General features: G+C 74.8%; 14 protein-coding genes and 1 pseudogene. 10 read left to right on the forward strand and 5 right to left on the reverse strand.

Going from position 1 to position 15,256, the window contains the following annotated elements:
* The first annotated feature begins 94 nt into the window (after positions 1 to 94).
* Complete coding sequence (locus tag ACIRG9_RS22880; RefSeq protein WP_402859276.1) at positions 95 to 835, forward strand: hypothetical protein; 741 nt, start codon at positions 95 to 97, stop codon at positions 833 to 835.
* Positions 836 to 845: 10 nt separating this feature from the next.
* Here the strand turns inward: ACIRG9_RS22880 and ACIRG9_RS22885 are convergent, their stop codons facing one another.
* Positions 846 to 1,865: an alpha/beta hydrolase gene (locus tag ACIRG9_RS22885; RefSeq protein WP_402859279.1), complete on the reverse strand. Its 1,020-nt coding sequence runs from the start codon at positions 1,863 to 1,865 to the stop codon at positions 846 to 848.
* 86 nt (positions 1,866 to 1,951) lie between these two features.
* A complete protein-coding gene (locus ACIRG9_RS22890) occupies positions 1,952 to 2,371 on the reverse strand; it encodes an HPF/RaiA family ribosome-associated protein (RefSeq protein WP_402859282.1) in 420 nt (139 codons plus the stop codon).
* A 310-nt stretch (positions 2,372 to 2,681) separates the two neighbouring features.
* On the opposite strand from ACIRG9_RS22890, the gene ssb reads away from it, so the two are divergent.
* The 3 genes and pseudogenes from ssb to ACIRG9_RS22905 all read left to right on the forward strand — a co-directional run bounded on the left by ssb (position 2,682) and on the right by ACIRG9_RS22905 (position 6,240).
* On the forward strand, positions 2,682 to 3,491 hold the full coding sequence (gene ssb, locus ACIRG9_RS22895; protein WP_402859285.1) for a single-stranded DNA-binding protein: 810 nt from the start codon (positions 2,682 to 2,684) through the stop codon (positions 3,489 to 3,491).
* Positions 3,492 to 3,577: 86 nt separating this feature from the next.
* A pseudogene (locus ACIRG9_RS22900) lies at positions 3,578 to 4,576 on the forward strand (cobalamin biosynthesis protein); the annotation flags it as partial.
* A 122-nt stretch (positions 4,577 to 4,698) separates the two neighbouring features.
* A complete protein-coding gene (locus ACIRG9_RS22905) occupies positions 4,699 to 6,240 on the forward strand; it encodes a cobyric acid synthase (RefSeq protein WP_402859287.1) in 1,542 nt (513 codons plus the stop codon).
* A 100-nt stretch (positions 6,241 to 6,340) separates the two neighbouring features.
* On the opposite strand, the gene ACIRG9_RS22910 is transcribed toward ACIRG9_RS22905, so the two are convergent.
* Positions 6,341 to 6,742 (reverse strand): rhodanese-like domain-containing protein, encoded by a 402-nt coding sequence (locus tag ACIRG9_RS22910; RefSeq protein ID WP_402859481.1) that lies wholly within the window; start codon positions 6,740 to 6,742, stop codon positions 6,341 to 6,343.
* Positions 6,743 to 6,999: 257 nt separating this feature from the next.
* Between ACIRG9_RS22910 and ACIRG9_RS22915 the strand changes: the two genes are divergently transcribed.
* The 4 genes from ACIRG9_RS22915 to ACIRG9_RS22930 all read left to right on the forward strand — a co-directional run bounded on the left by ACIRG9_RS22915 (position 7,000) and on the right by ACIRG9_RS22930 (position 11,286).
* The gene (locus tag ACIRG9_RS22915) at positions 7,000 to 7,623 is read left to right on the forward strand and encodes a uridine kinase (RefSeq protein WP_402859484.1); all 624 of its coding nucleotides are present in this window, start codon (positions 7,000 to 7,002) and stop codon (positions 7,621 to 7,623) included.
* Positions 7,624 to 7,793: 170 nt separating this feature from the next.
* On the forward strand, positions 7,794 to 9,161 hold the full coding sequence (locus ACIRG9_RS22920; RefSeq protein WP_402859290.1) for a dipeptidase: 1,368 nt from the start codon (positions 7,794 to 7,796) through the stop codon (positions 9,159 to 9,161).
* 79 nt (positions 9,162 to 9,240) lie between these two features.
* Positions 9,241 to 9,447 (forward strand): hypothetical protein, encoded by a 207-nt coding sequence (locus ACIRG9_RS22925; protein WP_402859293.1) that lies wholly within the window; start codon positions 9,241 to 9,243, stop codon positions 9,445 to 9,447.
* Between the two features lie 246 nt (positions 9,448 to 9,693).
* Positions 9,694 to 11,286: an ATP-dependent DNA ligase gene (locus ACIRG9_RS22930; RefSeq protein WP_402859296.1), complete on the forward strand. Its 1,593-nt coding sequence runs from the start codon at positions 9,694 to 9,696 to the stop codon at positions 11,284 to 11,286.
* Positions 11,287 to 11,337: 51 nt separating this feature from the next.
* Here ACIRG9_RS22930 and ACIRG9_RS22935 read toward each other — a convergent pair whose 3' ends face one another.
* Together ACIRG9_RS22935 and ACIRG9_RS22940 are read right to left on the reverse strand one after the other, a co-directional pair.
* Positions 11,338 to 12,159 carry a hypothetical protein gene (locus ACIRG9_RS22935; protein WP_402859299.1) on the reverse strand — a complete coding sequence of 274 codons (822 nt, stop codon included), beginning with the start codon at positions 12,157 to 12,159 and terminating at the stop codon, positions 11,338 to 11,340.
* Positions 12,160 to 12,255: 96 nt separating this feature from the next.
* A complete protein-coding gene (locus ACIRG9_RS22940; RefSeq protein ID WP_402859302.1) occupies positions 12,256 to 13,068 on the reverse strand; it encodes an SURF1 family protein in 813 nt (270 codons plus the stop codon).
* Positions 13,069 to 13,230: 162 nt separating this feature from the next.
* Here ACIRG9_RS22940 and ACIRG9_RS22945 point away from each other — a divergent pair, with 162 nt between their 5' ends.
* The gene (locus tag ACIRG9_RS22945) at positions 13,231 to 14,598 is read left to right on the forward strand and encodes a cobyrinate a,c-diamide synthase (RefSeq protein ID WP_402859305.1); all 1,368 of its coding nucleotides are present in this window, start codon (positions 13,231 to 13,233) and stop codon (positions 14,596 to 14,598) included.
* Positions 14,595 to 15,164, forward strand: a complete 570-nt coding sequence (locus ACIRG9_RS22950) for a GNAT family N-acetyltransferase (protein ID WP_402859308.1) — start codon at positions 14,595 to 14,597, stop codon at positions 15,162 to 15,164. Before ACIRG9_RS22945 ends, ACIRG9_RS22950 begins: the two co-directional genes overlap by 4 nt.
* The last annotated feature ends 92 nt before the right edge of the window (positions 15,165 to 15,256 follow it).

A 15,256-nucleotide genomic window follows, 5' to 3' on the forward strand; every position in this document is an offset into this window, starting at 1 on the left:
CGCCGTTGCCCAGGGTCGCACGAGCTGTCCCATTCCGGCAGCCCGGTTACGCCCCGCGCGCGGGCCGCCCGGACCGGTTTGTACCCTCTGCGTCGTGCTGCTCGATCAGGAGACCGAGAACGAGATCGTCTACGAGCTGTGCCAGCTGCTCGGGCGGTCCATTCTGCCGCTGAGCCGGTTCGACCGCCCCGGAGCGGCCGTGGACGGCTTCGCCACCGCCTTCTTCTACAGCGAGCTGGTCGGTGCCACCGACGACGGGGACGTGGTGCACGAGTGGCTGCTGACCGCCGACGCGGCCACAACATCGGCGTACGGGGAAATCGGTCTGCGGCCGAGCGTCGCGGAGCCTGCGGACGCGGCACCGGACCGCATTCTGCTGCCCGACCTCGCCGGCCAGTGGCTGCACCTTCCGGAGATCGGCGTCGCCGCCATGCCCACCGGTGGGCTGCACGGATACGCCGAGGACGAGGGCTGGTGGTGGCGTACCCAGCAGGTGACCGACGCGGTGGCCGCGCAGGCCGACGCGATTGCCGGGATCGGCGCCGAGCCGAGCGCGGCGTTCGTGCTGGCGCTCGGCGTCGCCGACGACGGGTCGCGGCAGCTGGAGGCAGGGATCGAACGGGTGGTCCGGGACGGCGACGACCTGCGCGTCACCGCCGAACTGCCGGCGGGGTACGTCGGCGCGCCCGTGTTCGGCGTCGGGACGCGCGCCGAAGGGGAACTGGCGCTGAGCTGCCTCGGCCTGGTGCTGCCCGGCGAGCACGGCGGTCACCGGGTCGCGACGTTCGACCGGATCAGTTCGGCCATCGCGGCGGCCACCGCCGGCTACCGCTGACCCTTCCGGCTCAGCCTTCGGCGGCGGCGCCGGTCCGGTCGTCGGCCGGCTGGCGCGCCGCCGGCAGAGCGTCCGGCGTCGGGCCGGCGCCGAGGAACGCCTCCGCCCACCGGCCGGCCTCGGCGAGGACACGTTCCCGTACGGCGGGACTGGAGAGCGTCAGGTCGTGCAGCCCGCCGTCGAAGCGGGCCAGGGTGACGTGCCGGCCGAGCCGGGGCGCCCAGCGCACAATGTGCTCCACGTCCAGCACGGCGTCGGCGACGGTGGCCGACTCGTGCCACTTCATCCTCCGGTAGCTGCGGGTGGAGCAGGCCAGCAGCACCGGCACCGGGATGTCCAGACCGGCCCGGAGCTGTCGCTGGCCGGCGCGGATCGCGTTGAGCCAGCCGGCCCTCACCGGGAACCCGGCGAGCGGCTTCCAGGCCAGGTCGTACCGCCACTCGCCGCGGTGGTCGGCGTGCAGGCTCTCGCCGTACACGGTGCCGAACCGGAACGGGAGGGCGCGGTGCGGCGCCCGGCGGCCCAGCCGGCAGACGGCGGCCGCGATGGGCCGACGGACCAGCCAGGGGGCGTTGATGTCGAAGAAGGGGCTGTTGAGGAAGAGTCCGTCGACCAGGCCGGCCTCGCGGCGGGCGTGCGCCCACAGCGACATGATCAGGCCGCCGGTGGAGTGACCCATGGCGAGCAGCGTGTCGTGCCCCTCGTCGGTGCGGATGATCTCGGCGGCGGCATCCAGCTCGGGGAAGTAGTCGCTCAGGTCGCGGCAGAAGTTCGGGGTCTGGTGCGGCAGCAGGCTGCGGCCGTACTTGCGCAGGTCGAGGGCATAGAAGTCCCAGCCCCGCGCGGCGAAGAAGTCGGCGACATGGGTTTGGAAGAAGTAGTCGACGAAGCCGTGCACGTAGAGCACCGCCCGGCGGGTGGGGCGTTCGGCCCGCCGGCGGACCAGGGTCGCGACGACCGGACCCTCGTCGTCGCCGCCGAGGTCGATCGTCTGCCGCTCGTACGGCGGTCCCAGCACATCGGCTTCCACGACCGCGACGGTACGCCGCGATGCTACCCGGCGGTAGGCCCCCGCTCCCGTCCGTCGCACCGCCGCGAACGGGAGCGGGGGAGCACTCAGGCGGTCTCCGCGTCGGCCCGCTCGTCAACCGCCTCGGCCTGGGCCGGTACGACCTCGGCGTGGTGGCCCTCGCGCAGGTGCTTGTTGTTACGCGGTTCCTGCCGGGTCTTCGCGTCGTTGAGCCGGCGGCGCAGGTCGTCCCGGACGTCGTTGAGCGCGGCGTGCAGATCCTCCTCGACGGAGGTGGTGACGATCTTCTGCCGGCCCGCGATCCAGCACTCCAGGGTCACCTTCTGTCCCCGGGCCTCCCGATCCTTGACCGACACCTCCAGTTCGGTGGCGTCGGCGTGGAACCCGGCGAGCCGGGCGTCCAGGGTGACGAACCGCTCGGCGATCCAGGTGCGGTCGCCCTGGGAGAACCCGGCGCCGATCCGCAGGCACTCGGCCACGGTCGCGGGGTTCGCCACGGCGCTCATCGCCCGGCCCCACAGGCGTCGGTACGGGGTGCGCGGATGATCATCTCGCTGCCCTTTCTCTCGGTTGATCGGCTCCTACCCGGTCGGGCCGCGTCCGGAACCCCTGTCCCCGGTGTCCCGGTCGGCACTTCTGATCATGCTGCGCCGCAGGCCACCGCCACAGGGGCTCTGGTCCCTAGCAGACGGGACCTTGATCAGGTGGTTGTCCACAGCCGATCCGTTCGTCCACAGGCTGGCCGGGCGCGGCTGGTGACCGGGCTTCCGCCGGTCGAGGCTCGGCCTTGACAAGCCGAGTCTTCGTGGAGGGGCGATGTTCGACACCTATGTAACGATCGTCGGCAATGTGCTGACCGCGCCGGAGTGGCGCCGCACCACCCAGAGCAACACCCTGGTGGCCAACTTCAAGGTCGCCTCCACCGCTCGCCGGCTGGACCGGGACAGCGGCCGTTGGGTCGACGGGAACAGCCTGCGGGTGCGGGTGAACTGCTGGCGCAAGCTGGCCGAGGGGGTGGCCGCCTCGGTGATGGTCGGCGACCCGGTGGTCGTCGTCGGCCGGCTCTACACCCGCGACTGGACCGACGACGCGGGCAACCACCGCACCCTCTACGAGTTGGAGGCGGTCGCGGTCGGCCACGACCTGTCCCGGGGCCGGGGCAGGTTCCTGCGCAACCGGCCCGGCGCGACCACCAGCACGGTCGAGGACGCCGAGGCGGAACGCCGGGTGCACGGCGAGGAGACCGAGTCGGTGCCGGACGCGCAGGCACCGGCCACCCTCGACGACCGGCCCTTCGACGACGAGTTCGAGCTGCCGGCGTTCGCCGCACGGGCCGGGCACGAGCTGCCGGAGTTCGCCGGACGGCCCGGCCACGAGCTCTCGGGCGATCCGGGCGGGCCGGCGGGTGACGTTCTGCTGGGCGGCTCGGGCGGGCCGGCGGGTGAGGTCGACGGGTTGGTCGACCCGTTCGACGAGCCGGCCGGTGACGACGACGAGGGGGACGACGAGTTGGCCCCCGAGCCCGACGAGGGCAGCGGCGACGGGGCCTCCGCGCCCGAGGCCGGCGGTGTCACCTCGACCGGTCCGGGTCGCCGGGGGCGGCGACGGACGCCGGTGCCGGCCTGAGCGGCCGTTTCGTGCAGGGGCGGGGTGGCGACGCCGAGGTGGCCACCCCGCCGTACGACTAGGCTTGCCGGCCGGAGGTGGTGACGGTGCGTCAGGCGACCGCGATGGCGAACGCGGCGGGACTGGTGGCGGGCTACGCCCTGGACGCGCTGCTGGGTGATCCCCGCCGGTGGCACCCGGTGGCCGGTTTCGGCCGCGCGGCCGGGGCCCTGGAGCGGCGGATCTACCGGCCGGACCGGTCGGCCGGTGCCGCGTTCACCGGGCTGGCCGTGGGTGCGCCGGTGCTGCTCGGTGTCGCCGCCACGCTCGCCACCCGACGTCGACCGCTGGCCCGTGCGGCACTGGTGGCCGCCGGCACCTGGACCGTGCTGGGCGGCCGCGCCCTGCGGCACGAGTCGACGGTGATGGCCCGGGCGCTGCGCGACGGTGATCTGCCCGCCGCCCGCGGCCGGCTCAACCATCTCTGCGGCCGGGACCCGGCCACGCTCGACGAGCCGGAGCTGGCCCGGGCCACCGTCGAGTCGGTCGCCGAGAACACCTCCGACGCGGTCGTCGCACCGCTGACCTGGGGTGCGATCGCCGGGCTGCCCGGCCTGCTCGGCTACCGGGCGGCGAACACGCTCGATGCGATGGTCGGGCACCGCTCGCCCCGCTACGCCCGCTTCGGCACCGCGGCCGCCCGCCTGGACGACCTGCTCAACCTGGTTCCGGCCCGGCTGACCGGGCTGCTGACCATCGCGTTCGCGCCGGCCGCCGGCGGGGACCGGAGCGCCGCCCGGCGGATCTGGCGCCGGGACCGCAACGACCACCCGAGCCCGAACGCCGGCCAGTGCGAGGCGGCGATGGCCGGCGCGCTCGGCGTACGGCTGGGCGGGCGCAACGTCTACTTCGGGCGCTCGGAGACCCGGCCGTTCCTCGGCGACGGGCCCCGGCCCGAGGCGCCGCACCTGGAACGGGCCGCCCGGATCTCCGGCGCGGTCGGCCTGGCCGCCCTCGGCGTCGCCGCGATCTACCCGTTGACCGTGGGCCGCCTGGTCGGCACGGCCGCCCGATCCGTGCTGCGCCGGGTCGCGGGCAGTGGTGCCGCGGCCGGGCCACGCCGTGCCGTGGCCGGTCGTGTTCCGGGCCGTGCCGTGCCGTGGCCGGGCCGGGCCGTGGCCGGTCGCGTCCGGGCGGCCAGCGGTCCGGCGCGACAGGGGAGCGGGCGGTGAGCGGCGGGCTGCTGGTGGCCGGCACCACCTCCGACGCGGGCAAGAGCGTGCTCACCGCCGGCATCTGCCGGTGGCTGCGACGCCGGGGCGTGCGGGTGGCGCCGTTCAAGGCGCAGAACATGTCCAACAACTCGGCCGTCGTGGTCGGCCCGGGCGGGCGCGGCGGCGAGATCGGCCGCGCCCAGGCGATGCAGGCCGCCGCCTGCGGGCTCGCCCCGGACCTGCGCTTCAATCCGGTGCTGCTCAAGCCGGGCAGCGACCATGCCAGCCAGGTGGTGCTGCTGGGCGAAGCCGTCGACACGGTCACCGCCGGCAACTACCGGCAACTGCGTCCCCGGCTCGCCGAGACCGCGTACGCGGCGCTGGCCGAGCTGCGTTCGGCGTACGACGTGGTGATCTGCGAGGGCGCCGGCAGCCCCGCCGAGATCAACCTGCGGGCCGGCGACTACGTGAACATGGGGCTGGCCCGGCACGCCGGCCTGCCCACCATCGTGGTCGGCGACATCGACCGGGGTGGCGTGTTCGCCTCGATGTTCGGCACCGTCGCGCTGCTCGATCCGGCCGACCAGGCCCTGGTCGCCGGCTTCGTGATCAACAAGTTCCGGGGTGACCTGGGGCTGCTCCAACCGGGGCTGGACATGCTGCACCGGGTGACCGGCCGGCCCACGTACGGGGTGCTGCCCTGGGAGTTGGACCTCTGGCTGGACGCCGAGGACTCGCTCGCGTACGGCCGGGTGCTCGGCCGGCCGGCGGCGCCTCGGGGCACCGACTGGCTCGACGTGGCGGTGGTCCGGCTGCCCCGGATCAGTAACGCGACCGACGTCGAGGCGTTGGCCACCGAGCCGGGGGTGCGGGTACGGCTCACCATCGAGCCGGCCGAGTTGGCGGCCGCCGACCTGGTGGTGCTGCCCGGCTCCAAGTCGACCGTGGCCGACCTGGCCTGGCTGCGGGAGACCGGCCTGGCCGACGCCGTCACGAGGCACGCCGCCGCAGGCCGGCCGCTGCTCGGCATCTGCGGCGGGTTCCAGATGCTGGCCCGGACCATCCACGACCCGGTGGAGAGCGGTCGGGGCAGCGTCCCCGGGCTCGGGCTGCTGCCTGTTGAGGTCACCTTCGACGCGCGCAAGACGGTCCGCCGGGCGACCGGTACGGCCGCCGGTGACGTCCCGGTGCAGGGCTACGAGATCCACCACGGGTACGTCTCCGCCGCCGACCCGGCCCTGCCCCCGCTGCTCCGGTACGCCGACGGCGTCGGTGAGGGAGCCCGGCTCGGCGCGGTGCACGGCACCCACTGGCACGGTGCCTTCGAGTCCGACGAGTTCCGCCGCCGCTTCCTCACCGAGGTCGCCCGGCAGGCCGGTCGGACCGGCTTCAAGGTCGCCCCGGACACCGCGTTCGCCGCCGCCCGCGAGCGGACCCTGGATCTGCTCGGCGACCTGGTCGAGGAACACCTGGACACCGACGCCCTGTGGCAACTGATCGAGACCGGCGCGCCACCGGCCCTGCCGTTCATCCCGCCGGGCGCGCCGACCGCCTGAACCCGGCCGGCCGAACCCGTCTGGTTGAGCCCGGCCGGTCAAACCCGAGCGGCTGACGCCGAACGGTGGCCGCCCATCGGCAGCCGACGCGAATGCCCGCTCAGTAGCGCACGTCGGCGGGGCGTTCGGACATCGGCAGGCCCAACTCCCGCCAGTTCCGCACGCCCCCGATCATGTCCGTGGCCCGGCGTAGGCCGAGCGCCTGGAGGCTGGCCGCGGCCAGGCTGGAGCTGTAGCCCTCGGCGCACACCACCACGATCTGCCGGTCGTACCCGATCGCCTCCGGGATGCGCCAGGCGCTGGCCGGGTCCAGCCGCCACTCCAGGATGTTCCGCTCGATGACGATCGCGCCGGGCAGGTCACCCTGCTCGCGTCGCTGCGCGTCGGGGCGGGTGTCGACCAGCAGCGCACCCTGGCGGACCGCCGCGACGGTCTCGTGCGGGGTGAGCCGGCGGAGCCCGGCTCGGGCCTGTTCCAGCAGGGCGTCGATGCCCGGACTCATCACGTCGTGGAGCACCACCCGATGATGCCGCTGACCGCCCCGGCCGGACCGCCGAACGCCCGGCTCAAGTCCAGGATCAAGCAAACGGGTTACGCCGCGGCCCCCCACACGCCTCCACCGACGGCAGGTCAGCCCACAACTTCCGGGAAAGTGGCCCTATCGGCACCTGGAAGGCCACAGTTTCCGTGAAACTGCGCCCTCGGATCGGCACGGTCACGGACGGCGCTAGCGTTTGCTCGGTGGTGGCGGAGGCGGTGGTGGTGGGGGCGGTGGTCGAGGCTTATGCCGGGTTGGCGGAGCGGGTGATTGCCGGGCCGGCACGGTTGGGGCGTACCCGACTGGTGGCGGTCGACGGGCCGAGCGGTGCGGGCAAGAGCGTCTTCGCGGCGCGCCTCGCGGACGCGTTCGCCGCGCTGCCCGGCGGCGACCGGCCACCGGTGGTCCGCACCGACGACCTGTTGGACGGCTGGGACGACCAGCTCACCTTCTGGCCCCGCCTGGAGCACCGGGTGCTCGGGCCGGTAAGGGCGGGCCGGCCCGGCGCGTACCGCCCGTACAGCTGGGAGCGGCGCGGCTTCCTCGACCGCGAGGTGCCGGTCCCGGCCGGCCCCGTGCTCATCGTGGAGGGGGTGAGCGCCGCGCGGGCCGCTGTCCGGCCGGAGCTGACCCTGTCGGTCTTCGTCACCGCGCCGGCGCAGCTGCGGCTGTCCCGGGCGCTCGCCCGCGACGGCGCGGCGATCCTGCCCGAGTTGCGCCGCTGGCACGCTGGCGAGCGGGCGCACTTCGCGGCCGACGACACCGAGTCCGGGGTGGATCTCGTGGTCGACGGTGCCGCGGCCCTGGCCCACGACCCCGACCGGTACTACGTCCGCCGTCGCTGACCGGCCGGACGTCCCGGCGAAGCCGGACCCGTCCCCGGCGAAGCCGGGCGCTCGTCCGGCGGCGCCCCCGCCGACCGGGGCGGGCGGCCCTGGGGGTGGTGGGGCGGCCCTGGGGGTGGTGGGGCGGCCTCGGGGGTGGCCTGCGGTAAGGCCGGCATACGATGCCGGTCATGACCACACCGATCCTCTCCGAGTCCGAGGTGCGGGACGCCGTCGAGCGTGAGCTGCCCGGAGTCCGTGCCGACCTGGAACGCCTCGTCCGTATCCCGGGCATCGCCTTCGACGGCTTCGACCACTCACACGTGGAGCGCTCCGCCGAGGCGGTGGCCGAGCTGCTGCGCGGCTGCGGCCTCGACACGAAGATCGTGCGTTCCGGCGGGCAGCCGGCGGTTATCGGGACGAAGCCGGCCCCGCCCGGCGCGCCCACCGTCCTGATGTACGCCCACCACGACGTCCAGCCGGTCGGCGACCTGACGAAGTGGGAGTCCGACCCGTTCGAGCCGGTGGAGCGGGACGGCCGCCTCTACGGTCGGGGCGCCGCCGACGACAAGGCCGGCATCATGGCGCACGTCGCCGCGCTGCGCGCGTTCGGCGACCGGCTCCCGGTCGGCGTGGTCCTCTTCATCGAGGGCGAGGAGGAGTACGGCTCGGACTCGCTGGAGCGGCTGCTCGCCGAGCACCGGGAGGAGCTGACCTCGGACGTCATCGTGATCGCCGACTCGACGAACTGGGACGTCGGCGTGCCCGCGCTGACCACCTCATTGCGCGGCATCGTCAACTGCTTCGTGGAGGTACGCACCCTGGACCACGCCGTGCACAGCGGCATGTTCGGCGGTGCCGTGCCGGACGCCCTCACCGCGCTGGTCAAGCTGCTCGCCACGCTGCACGACGACGCCGGGAACGTGACCGTCGAAGGGTTGGTCGGGCGGGAGGGCGCGACGGTGGACTACCCCGAGGACCGGTTCCGCGCCGAGGCGGGGCTGGTCGAGGGGGCCGACCTGTTCGGCACCGGCCGGATCACCGACCGGCTCTGGACCAAGCCGGCCCTCGCGGTGCTCGGCATCGACGCGCCGGCCACCGCCGAGGCGCCGAACGCGCTCGTCCCGTCGGCGAAGGCGAAGCTGAGCGTACGGCTGGCGCCGGGCGACGACCCGAAGAAGGCGTACGCCGCGTTGACCACCCACCTGGAGAAGCACGCGCCGTGGGGCGCGCGGGTGACGGTGACCTTCGAGCACGACGGCTCGCCCTGCGTCATCGACGCCACCGGGCCGATGTTCGAGGCGGCGCGGGCGGCCTTCCGGGGTGCCTGGGACGGCACCGATCCGGTCGACATCGGCGTGGGCGGCTCGATCCCGTTCATCGCCACCTTCCAGGAGATGTTCCCGGACGCGGCGATCCTGGTGACCGGCGTGGAGGACCCGCACGCCCGGGCGCACGGGCCGAACGAGAGCCTGCACCTGGGCGAGTTCGCCCGGGTCTGCCTGGCCGAGGCGCTGCTGCTGGCCAAGGTCGCCGAGGCGGGCGCGAACCGGCGGTGAAGGTGTCGGAACCGTAACTTCCCGGCCGATGTCGGAGTTTGCGGTGTGTCGGGCGCACGGGTGTTATAGCCTTTCGAACATGCGTACGAACGACGAGATGGCGCGGCTCCAGGCCGCCGTCAGCGCTCTGGGAGACGTCCACGTCTCCGCGTGGCCCGAGGACACGCTCAAGGACCGGCTCGGCGAGCTCTCCGCCACGCTGGTCACGCTCGACGCGCTGCTCACCCGGGTCGCCGACGAGGTCCGCGCCCGTGGCCTGCGGATCGAGGAGCCGGTCCCGGTCTGACCGGGACCGGCTCCTCGGCAGCGGGTGTCGTGACCGACTTGAGATGCGGCAGGTGGGCTTTTCCGTTCGCCGGACACCGCGGGATGCGGCACGCTGAGTGGATCACCGGCTGGAGACCACGGAATGCCGCGACCCGCTGCGGGTCGGCGGCCGGCCGTGGGGCCGGTCGGGCGGCGTCCGGCTGGGCGGCGCACGGGATCCGTCGCCTGGTCGGGATGCGCCGCCGCGTCGGGGGTGGCTGGCAGGATGGGATCCGTGCGGTTTCTCGACCTGGCGGCCACCTCCGCCGCGGTGGGAGCCACCAACGGCCGGCGGGCCAAGGTGGAGCTGCTCGCCGCTGCGCTGCGCTCGCTCCACCCGACCGAGGTCCCGGCCGGCGCCGGCTACCTCGCCGGTGAGCTGCGCCAGCGGCAGACCGGCGTGGGCTGGGCCGGCCTGCGCGACCTGCCGCCGCCGGCCACCGAGCCGACGCTGACCGTGGCCGGTGTCGACGCGGCCGTCGACGAGATCGCCGCGGTACGCGGCCCCGGCTCGCAGGCCCGCCGCCGCGAGCTGCTGCACCGGCTCTTCGCCGCGGCCACCGCCGACGAGCAGCGGCTGCTGGTCGGCCTGTTCCGCGGCGAGCTGCGCCAGGGCGCCCAGGCCGGCCTGCTCGCCGAGGCCGTGGCCCGAGCCGCCGAGGTGCCGGTGGCGGCCGTACGCCGGGCGCTGCTGCTCGCCGGCGACCTGCGGACGGTGGCGGTGGCGGCGCTCTCCGGCGGTGCGGCGGCGCTGGCCGGGTTCGGCCTCCAGGTGGGCCGCCCGCTGGCTCCGATGCTGGCGCAGAGCGCCCCGACCCTCGACGAGGCGCTCACCGCCACCGGCGTTCCGGCGGTGGTCGACGTGAAGCTCGACGGCATCCGCATCCAGGTGCACCGGTCCGGCCCGGACATCGCGGTCTTCTCCCGCAGTCTCGACGACATCACCGTCCGGGTGCCCGAGGTGGTGGCGGCCGTCCGCGCGCTGCCAGCACGAGAGCTGGTGCTCGACGGCGAGGCGATCGGGCTGGACGCCACCGGCCGTCCGCTGCCCTTCCAACAGACCTCCAGCCGGGCGGCCCGGCGCACCACCCCCAGCACCACCGGGAGCGCACCGGTGGCGCCCGCGGTGCTCGCCGCGGCCGAGCGTGCCGGCGAGACCGTGCTGACGCCGTACTTCTTCGACCTGCTGCACCTCGACGGCACGGATCTGATCGACCGGCCCGGCCGGGAGCGGTGGGCGGCGCTGGCCGGCGCGGTCGACCCGACTCTGCTGGTCGGCCGGATCGAGGTGGACGGCCCGGCGCAGGCCGGTGCCGCCTTCGCGGCGGCGATCGACGCCGGCCAGGAAGGGGTGGTGGTGAAGGACCCGGCCGCCCCCTACGACGCCGGCCGGCGCGGCTCGGCCTGGGTCAAGGTCAAACCCCGGCACACCCTCGACCTGGTCGTCCTCGCGGTCGAGTGGGGCAGCGGCCGGCGGCAGGGCTGGCTCTCCAACCTGCACCTCGGTGCCCGCGACCCGCGCAGCGGAGAGTTCGTCATGCTGGGCAAGACGTTCAAGGGGCTCAGCGACGAGCTGCTGCGCTGGCAGACCGAGCGGTTCCTCGACCTGGCCGTGGAACGGGGCGACTGGGTGGTCCGGGTCCGCCCCGAGCAGGTGGTCGAGATCGCGTTCGACGGGGTGCAGATGAGCAGCCGCTATCCGGGCGGCATGGCGCTGCGCTTCGCCCGGGTGGTGCGTTACCGGGACGACAAGACCGCGGCCGAGGCCGACACGATCGACGACGTACGCGCCATCCACCTCGGACGGGCCACCGGGTGAGTCCGCGGGCGCCGGAGGCGAGCGTGCGGGCCACCTCCGGCGCCGGAACGGTCAGCCGACCGACAGCGACCGGGCGTAGTTGACCTGGTTGTTGATGTGCTGCACCTGGGACTGATCCACCACGGGGATCCGGGCCACGTACTGGCGGCCACCGCTGGTCACCGTCACCTGCACGGTCCCGTGGTGCTTGGTCTCCTTGATCAGCAGGAAGAACAGGCTGAACACGGTCAGGCAGAAGAAGCCGAGAATGGCGCAGACCAGCGCCCAGGTCGCGATCTTCTCCTCCTTCTGCCAGTGGTCGACCACGTGCCACGAGGAGCCGGCGAGCGGCAGCACGCCGGCCGGCGTACGGATCACCGGCGGCGCCACCATGATCTCGGCGATCTGCACCGCCACCACGGACTGCGCGGGCGGCAGCGGTCCCACCGGCGGGTGCGGCCCGGGCCAGGCCGCCAGTTCCCCGTACTGCGGCGCCGGCGGCGCGGAGAAGGCGGGCGGTGCCGAGAACTGGGCGGTCGCGGGCGGCGCGGAGAAGGCGGGCGGCGCCGAGAACTGGGCGGTCGCGGGCGGCGCGGAGAAGGCGGGCGGCGCCGAGAACTGCGCTGTCACGGGTGGCGCCGGGACGGCGGGCGGTGCGGCCATCGGGGGCGGCGTGGGCGCCGGCGGTGACGCGGGGAACGGGGCCGGCGGAACGGCGGCGAGCGGCGCGGTCGGCGGGACCTGACCGCCCACCGAGCCGGCGGGCAGCACCGGGAACCGCTCGGTGGGCGGCGCTGCGGCGGGCGGCATGGCGGCCCACGGGTCGTACGCCGGGTGCGCCTGGGTCGGCGGCTCGGCGGGTGGCGGAGGCATCGTGGGATCAGGGGTCGTCACCGGACCCCCTCACGGCTGCTGATCATGGACGGGACCCTACCCGCGATCAGGCTGCCTCAGGTGCCCCCGCATGGGGCCGGGCCGGGCTCCGATCGGTCAGGTGGCGGCGGGCTCGGCGGCCCGGTCGACGGGCGTACGCGGCTTGTCCAGGCCGGCCGCGCGGTGGGCCTCCCGGCGGGCCACCCAGCCGTAGCCGACGAGGCTCATGCCGGCGAAGAGCCACCACTGCACCACGTACCCGAAGTTCTGCCAGTTGTTGGTGTGCCCGATCGGCACCGCCCGGAACGCCGCGTCGGCCGCGGGCGTCTGCTGGTCGAGCAGCAGGTAGCCGCCCGCCACCGGGTACGGCAACTGCCCGGCGATGCGGGAGATGCTGATCCGCCGGGTCTCCAGCTTGCCGTTCCGCCGCTCGACGGTGCCGCCGCTCTCGCTGGACACCACCCGGCCGGTGACCGTCACCTCGCCGGTCGGCGCGGCGGGCACCGGCGGCTGGGCGGTGGCGCCACTGCCCGGAACGGGCGGGATCCAGCCCCGGTCGACCAGCACGGCGGTGCCGTCGGCGAGGACCAGCGGGGTGAGCACCTCGAAGCCGACCTTGCTGTCGACCGTCCGGCCACGCACCAGGACGAGGTTGGCGGTGTCGTACCGGCCGGTGGCGGTGGCCCTGGTCCAGGTGACCTGCTCGGCCGGGGCCGGGCCGGTGCTGCCGGCCCCGCCGGTCGGTGCGGGCAGGGCGTCGCGCAGCGGCGCGGGGGCCATCGCCGACCCGGCGTCGATCCGCTCGTTGATCGCGGTACGGCCCCGGTAGCGGTCCAGCTGCCAGTTGCCGAGGAACACCATCAGCGCGGCGGCGACCAGGGTCAGCGCGAGATAGCCCAGCCAGCGCGGGGTCAGCAGGAACCGGTACACGTTTGCCAAGGCTACCCGCCCGCGTATCGCCACTGAGCTGGGCCGGGCCGGAACCGGCCGGTCGGCGGCCATCGCGGGTCGGTCCGGACGGGTATGGTCACGCGGGCGGAAATCCCCCGCACCGTCCATCGGTGCGTCCCCGTCGCCCGCGAGGAGTCGATGATGACCGTCGTACCGCGCGTCGTGCTCAGCGCACCCTCCTCGGGGCACGGCACCGGTGCCCTCGCCCTCGGCCTGCTCGCCGCCCTCGCCGACCGGGGGCTGGCCGTGGCCGGGTTCAAGATCGGGCCGGACCAGGTGGACGCGGCATACCTCGGGCTGGCCGCCGGGCGTCCGGGGCGGAACCTCGACCCGCGGCTGGTCGGGCCGGAGCGGGTCGCGCCGCTCTTCGCGCACGGTGCGGCCGGGGCCGGGCTCGCCCTGGTGCAGGGCACGATGGGTCTCTACGACTCGATCGCCGGCCGGCCGGAGGCCGAGTCCACGGCCGCCGTCGCCACCGCGCTGCGCAGCCCCGTGGTGCTGGTGGTGGACGTGGCCGCCATGGGCCAGTCGGTGGCCGCCCTGGTGCACGGCTTCCGGGCGTACGACGAGCAGCTCTGGCTGGGCGGGGTGATCCTCAACCGGGTGGCGTCACCCCGGCACGAGGCGATGCTGCGCGAGGCGCTCGACGACATCGGGGTGCCCGTCTACGGCGCGCTGCGCCGCCACGAGCTGCCCCCGGTGCTCCCACCCCGCCGGCACGGCATGGGCCCGGTGGTGCGGCGCGACGACGAGGCGCTGCGGGCGGTGCGCCGGCTGGGCGAGGCGGTGGCCGCGAGCGTCGACCTGGACCGGCTGCTGGTGCTGGCCCGCTCCGCCCCGGAGCTCGCCGTCGAGCCCTGGTCACCCGCACCGGCGGCCGATCCGCCGACCGGGGAGCGTCCGGTGGTGGCGCTCGCCGGCGGCCCGGGCGGCAGCTACAGCCATCCCGAGACCGCCGAGCTGCTGCGCGCCGCCGGAGCCGAGGTGGTCACCGTCGACCCGCTGCGCGACGAGGCCCTGCCGGCCGGGACCCGCGCGCTCGTCGTCGGCGGCGGGCTCCCCGAGTCGTACGCGGAGCAGCTCTCCGCCAACCGCCGGCTCTGCATCGCGGTGGCCGAGCTGGCCCGTACCGGCCGGCCGGTGATCGCCGAGGGCGCCGGCCTGCTGTGGCTGGCCCGGGAGTTGGACGGGCTGCCGATGTGCGGGGTGCTGGACGCGACCGGGACCAGCCGGGACGGCCTGGTGGCCGGCTACCGCGAGGCCACCGCCCAGAGCGACAGCCCGGTGGCCGGGGCCGGCACGGTGGTGGTCGGGTACAAGCAGCACGTGGCCGTGCTCACCCCACGGGCCGGCGAGCGGGCCGCGTGGAGCTGGGACGGCGGCGCGCCGGAGGGCTTCGTCTGGCGCGGTGTGCACGCCTCGCAGCTGGCGCCGCACTGGGCCGCGTACCCGGAGATCGCGGCCCGGCTGGTCGCGGCGGTCGGGGCGGACGCGGAGGCTGTGGCGTGATCGGGCAGGTGGCCGTGCGCCGATTTCCGGAGCTGACGGTCTCGACCCCGCGCACCGAGGTACGTCGGCTGGTGGCGACGGACGCCGAGGCGGTCGACGAGGTGTTCGCGGATCGGCAGACCCAGCGCTGGCTGCCGCTGGCCGACTCGTCCGGGCAGATCGACGGGCAGGCGTGGTGCACCGAGCTGGCCCGGCAGCGGCGGGACAGTGGAGACGGCGACCATTACGCGGTGCTCCGTCGCGAGGACGAGCGGGTGGTGGGTTGCCTCTGGACCCGGCGCACCGACTGGGGTGCCCGGCTGACCGAGGTGTCGTACGCGATCGCCCCGCACGCCCGCGGCTACGGCCTGGCTGCCGAGGCGGTGGACGCGGTCGCCATCGCGCTGATCCTGGAGCACGGTTTCCAGCGGGTCGAGCTGCGGGTGGCGCCCGGGAACGTGGCGTCCCGGCGGGTGGCCGAGAAGGCCGGCTTCAGCTACGAGGGCCTGCTCCGCAACGCCGGCTTCGTCCGCGGCGCCCGCGCCGACCTGGAACTCTGGTCCTTCGTAACCGCCGACCTCCACTAACCCCCTGCCCCCCACCCCCAGCCCATGAAGGCGATCAAGAGGTTTGCGTCGGGATCCGCGTGATCCCGGACGCAAACCTCTTGATCAACTAA

Origin of the sequence: Micromonospora sp. NPDC093277, assembly GCF_044765245.1 — a bacterium.
GTDB lineage: Bacteria > Actinomycetota > Actinomycetes > Mycobacteriales > Micromonosporaceae > Micromonospora.

Coding starts and splice junctions, on each gene's coding strand:
- ACIRG9_RS22890 (WP_402859282.1), bottom strand. CDS start 2,371: ATGAGCGCCGTGGCGAACCCCGCGACCGTGGCCGAGTGCCTGCGGATC.
- ssb (WP_402859285.1), top strand. CDS start 2,682: ATGTTCGACACCTATGTAACGATCGTCGGCAATGTGCTGACCGCGCCG.
- ACIRG9_RS22910 (WP_402859481.1), bottom strand. CDS start 6,742: ATGAGTCCGGGCATCGACGCCCTGCTGGAACAGGCCCGAGCCGGGCTC.
- ACIRG9_RS22920 (WP_402859290.1), top strand. CDS start 7,794: ATGACCACACCGATCCTCTCCGAGTCCGAGGTGCGGGACGCCGTCGAG.
- ACIRG9_RS22925 (WP_402859293.1), top strand. CDS start 9,241: ATGCGTACGAACGACGAGATGGCGCGGCTCCAGGCCGCCGTCAGCGCT.
- ACIRG9_RS22930 (WP_402859296.1), top strand. CDS start 9,694: ATGGGATCCGTGCGGTTTCTCGACCTGGCGGCCACCTCCGCCGCGGTG.
- ACIRG9_RS22945 (WP_402859305.1), top strand. CDS start 13,231: ATGACCGTCGTACCGCGCGTCGTGCTCAGCGCACCCTCCTCGGGGCAC.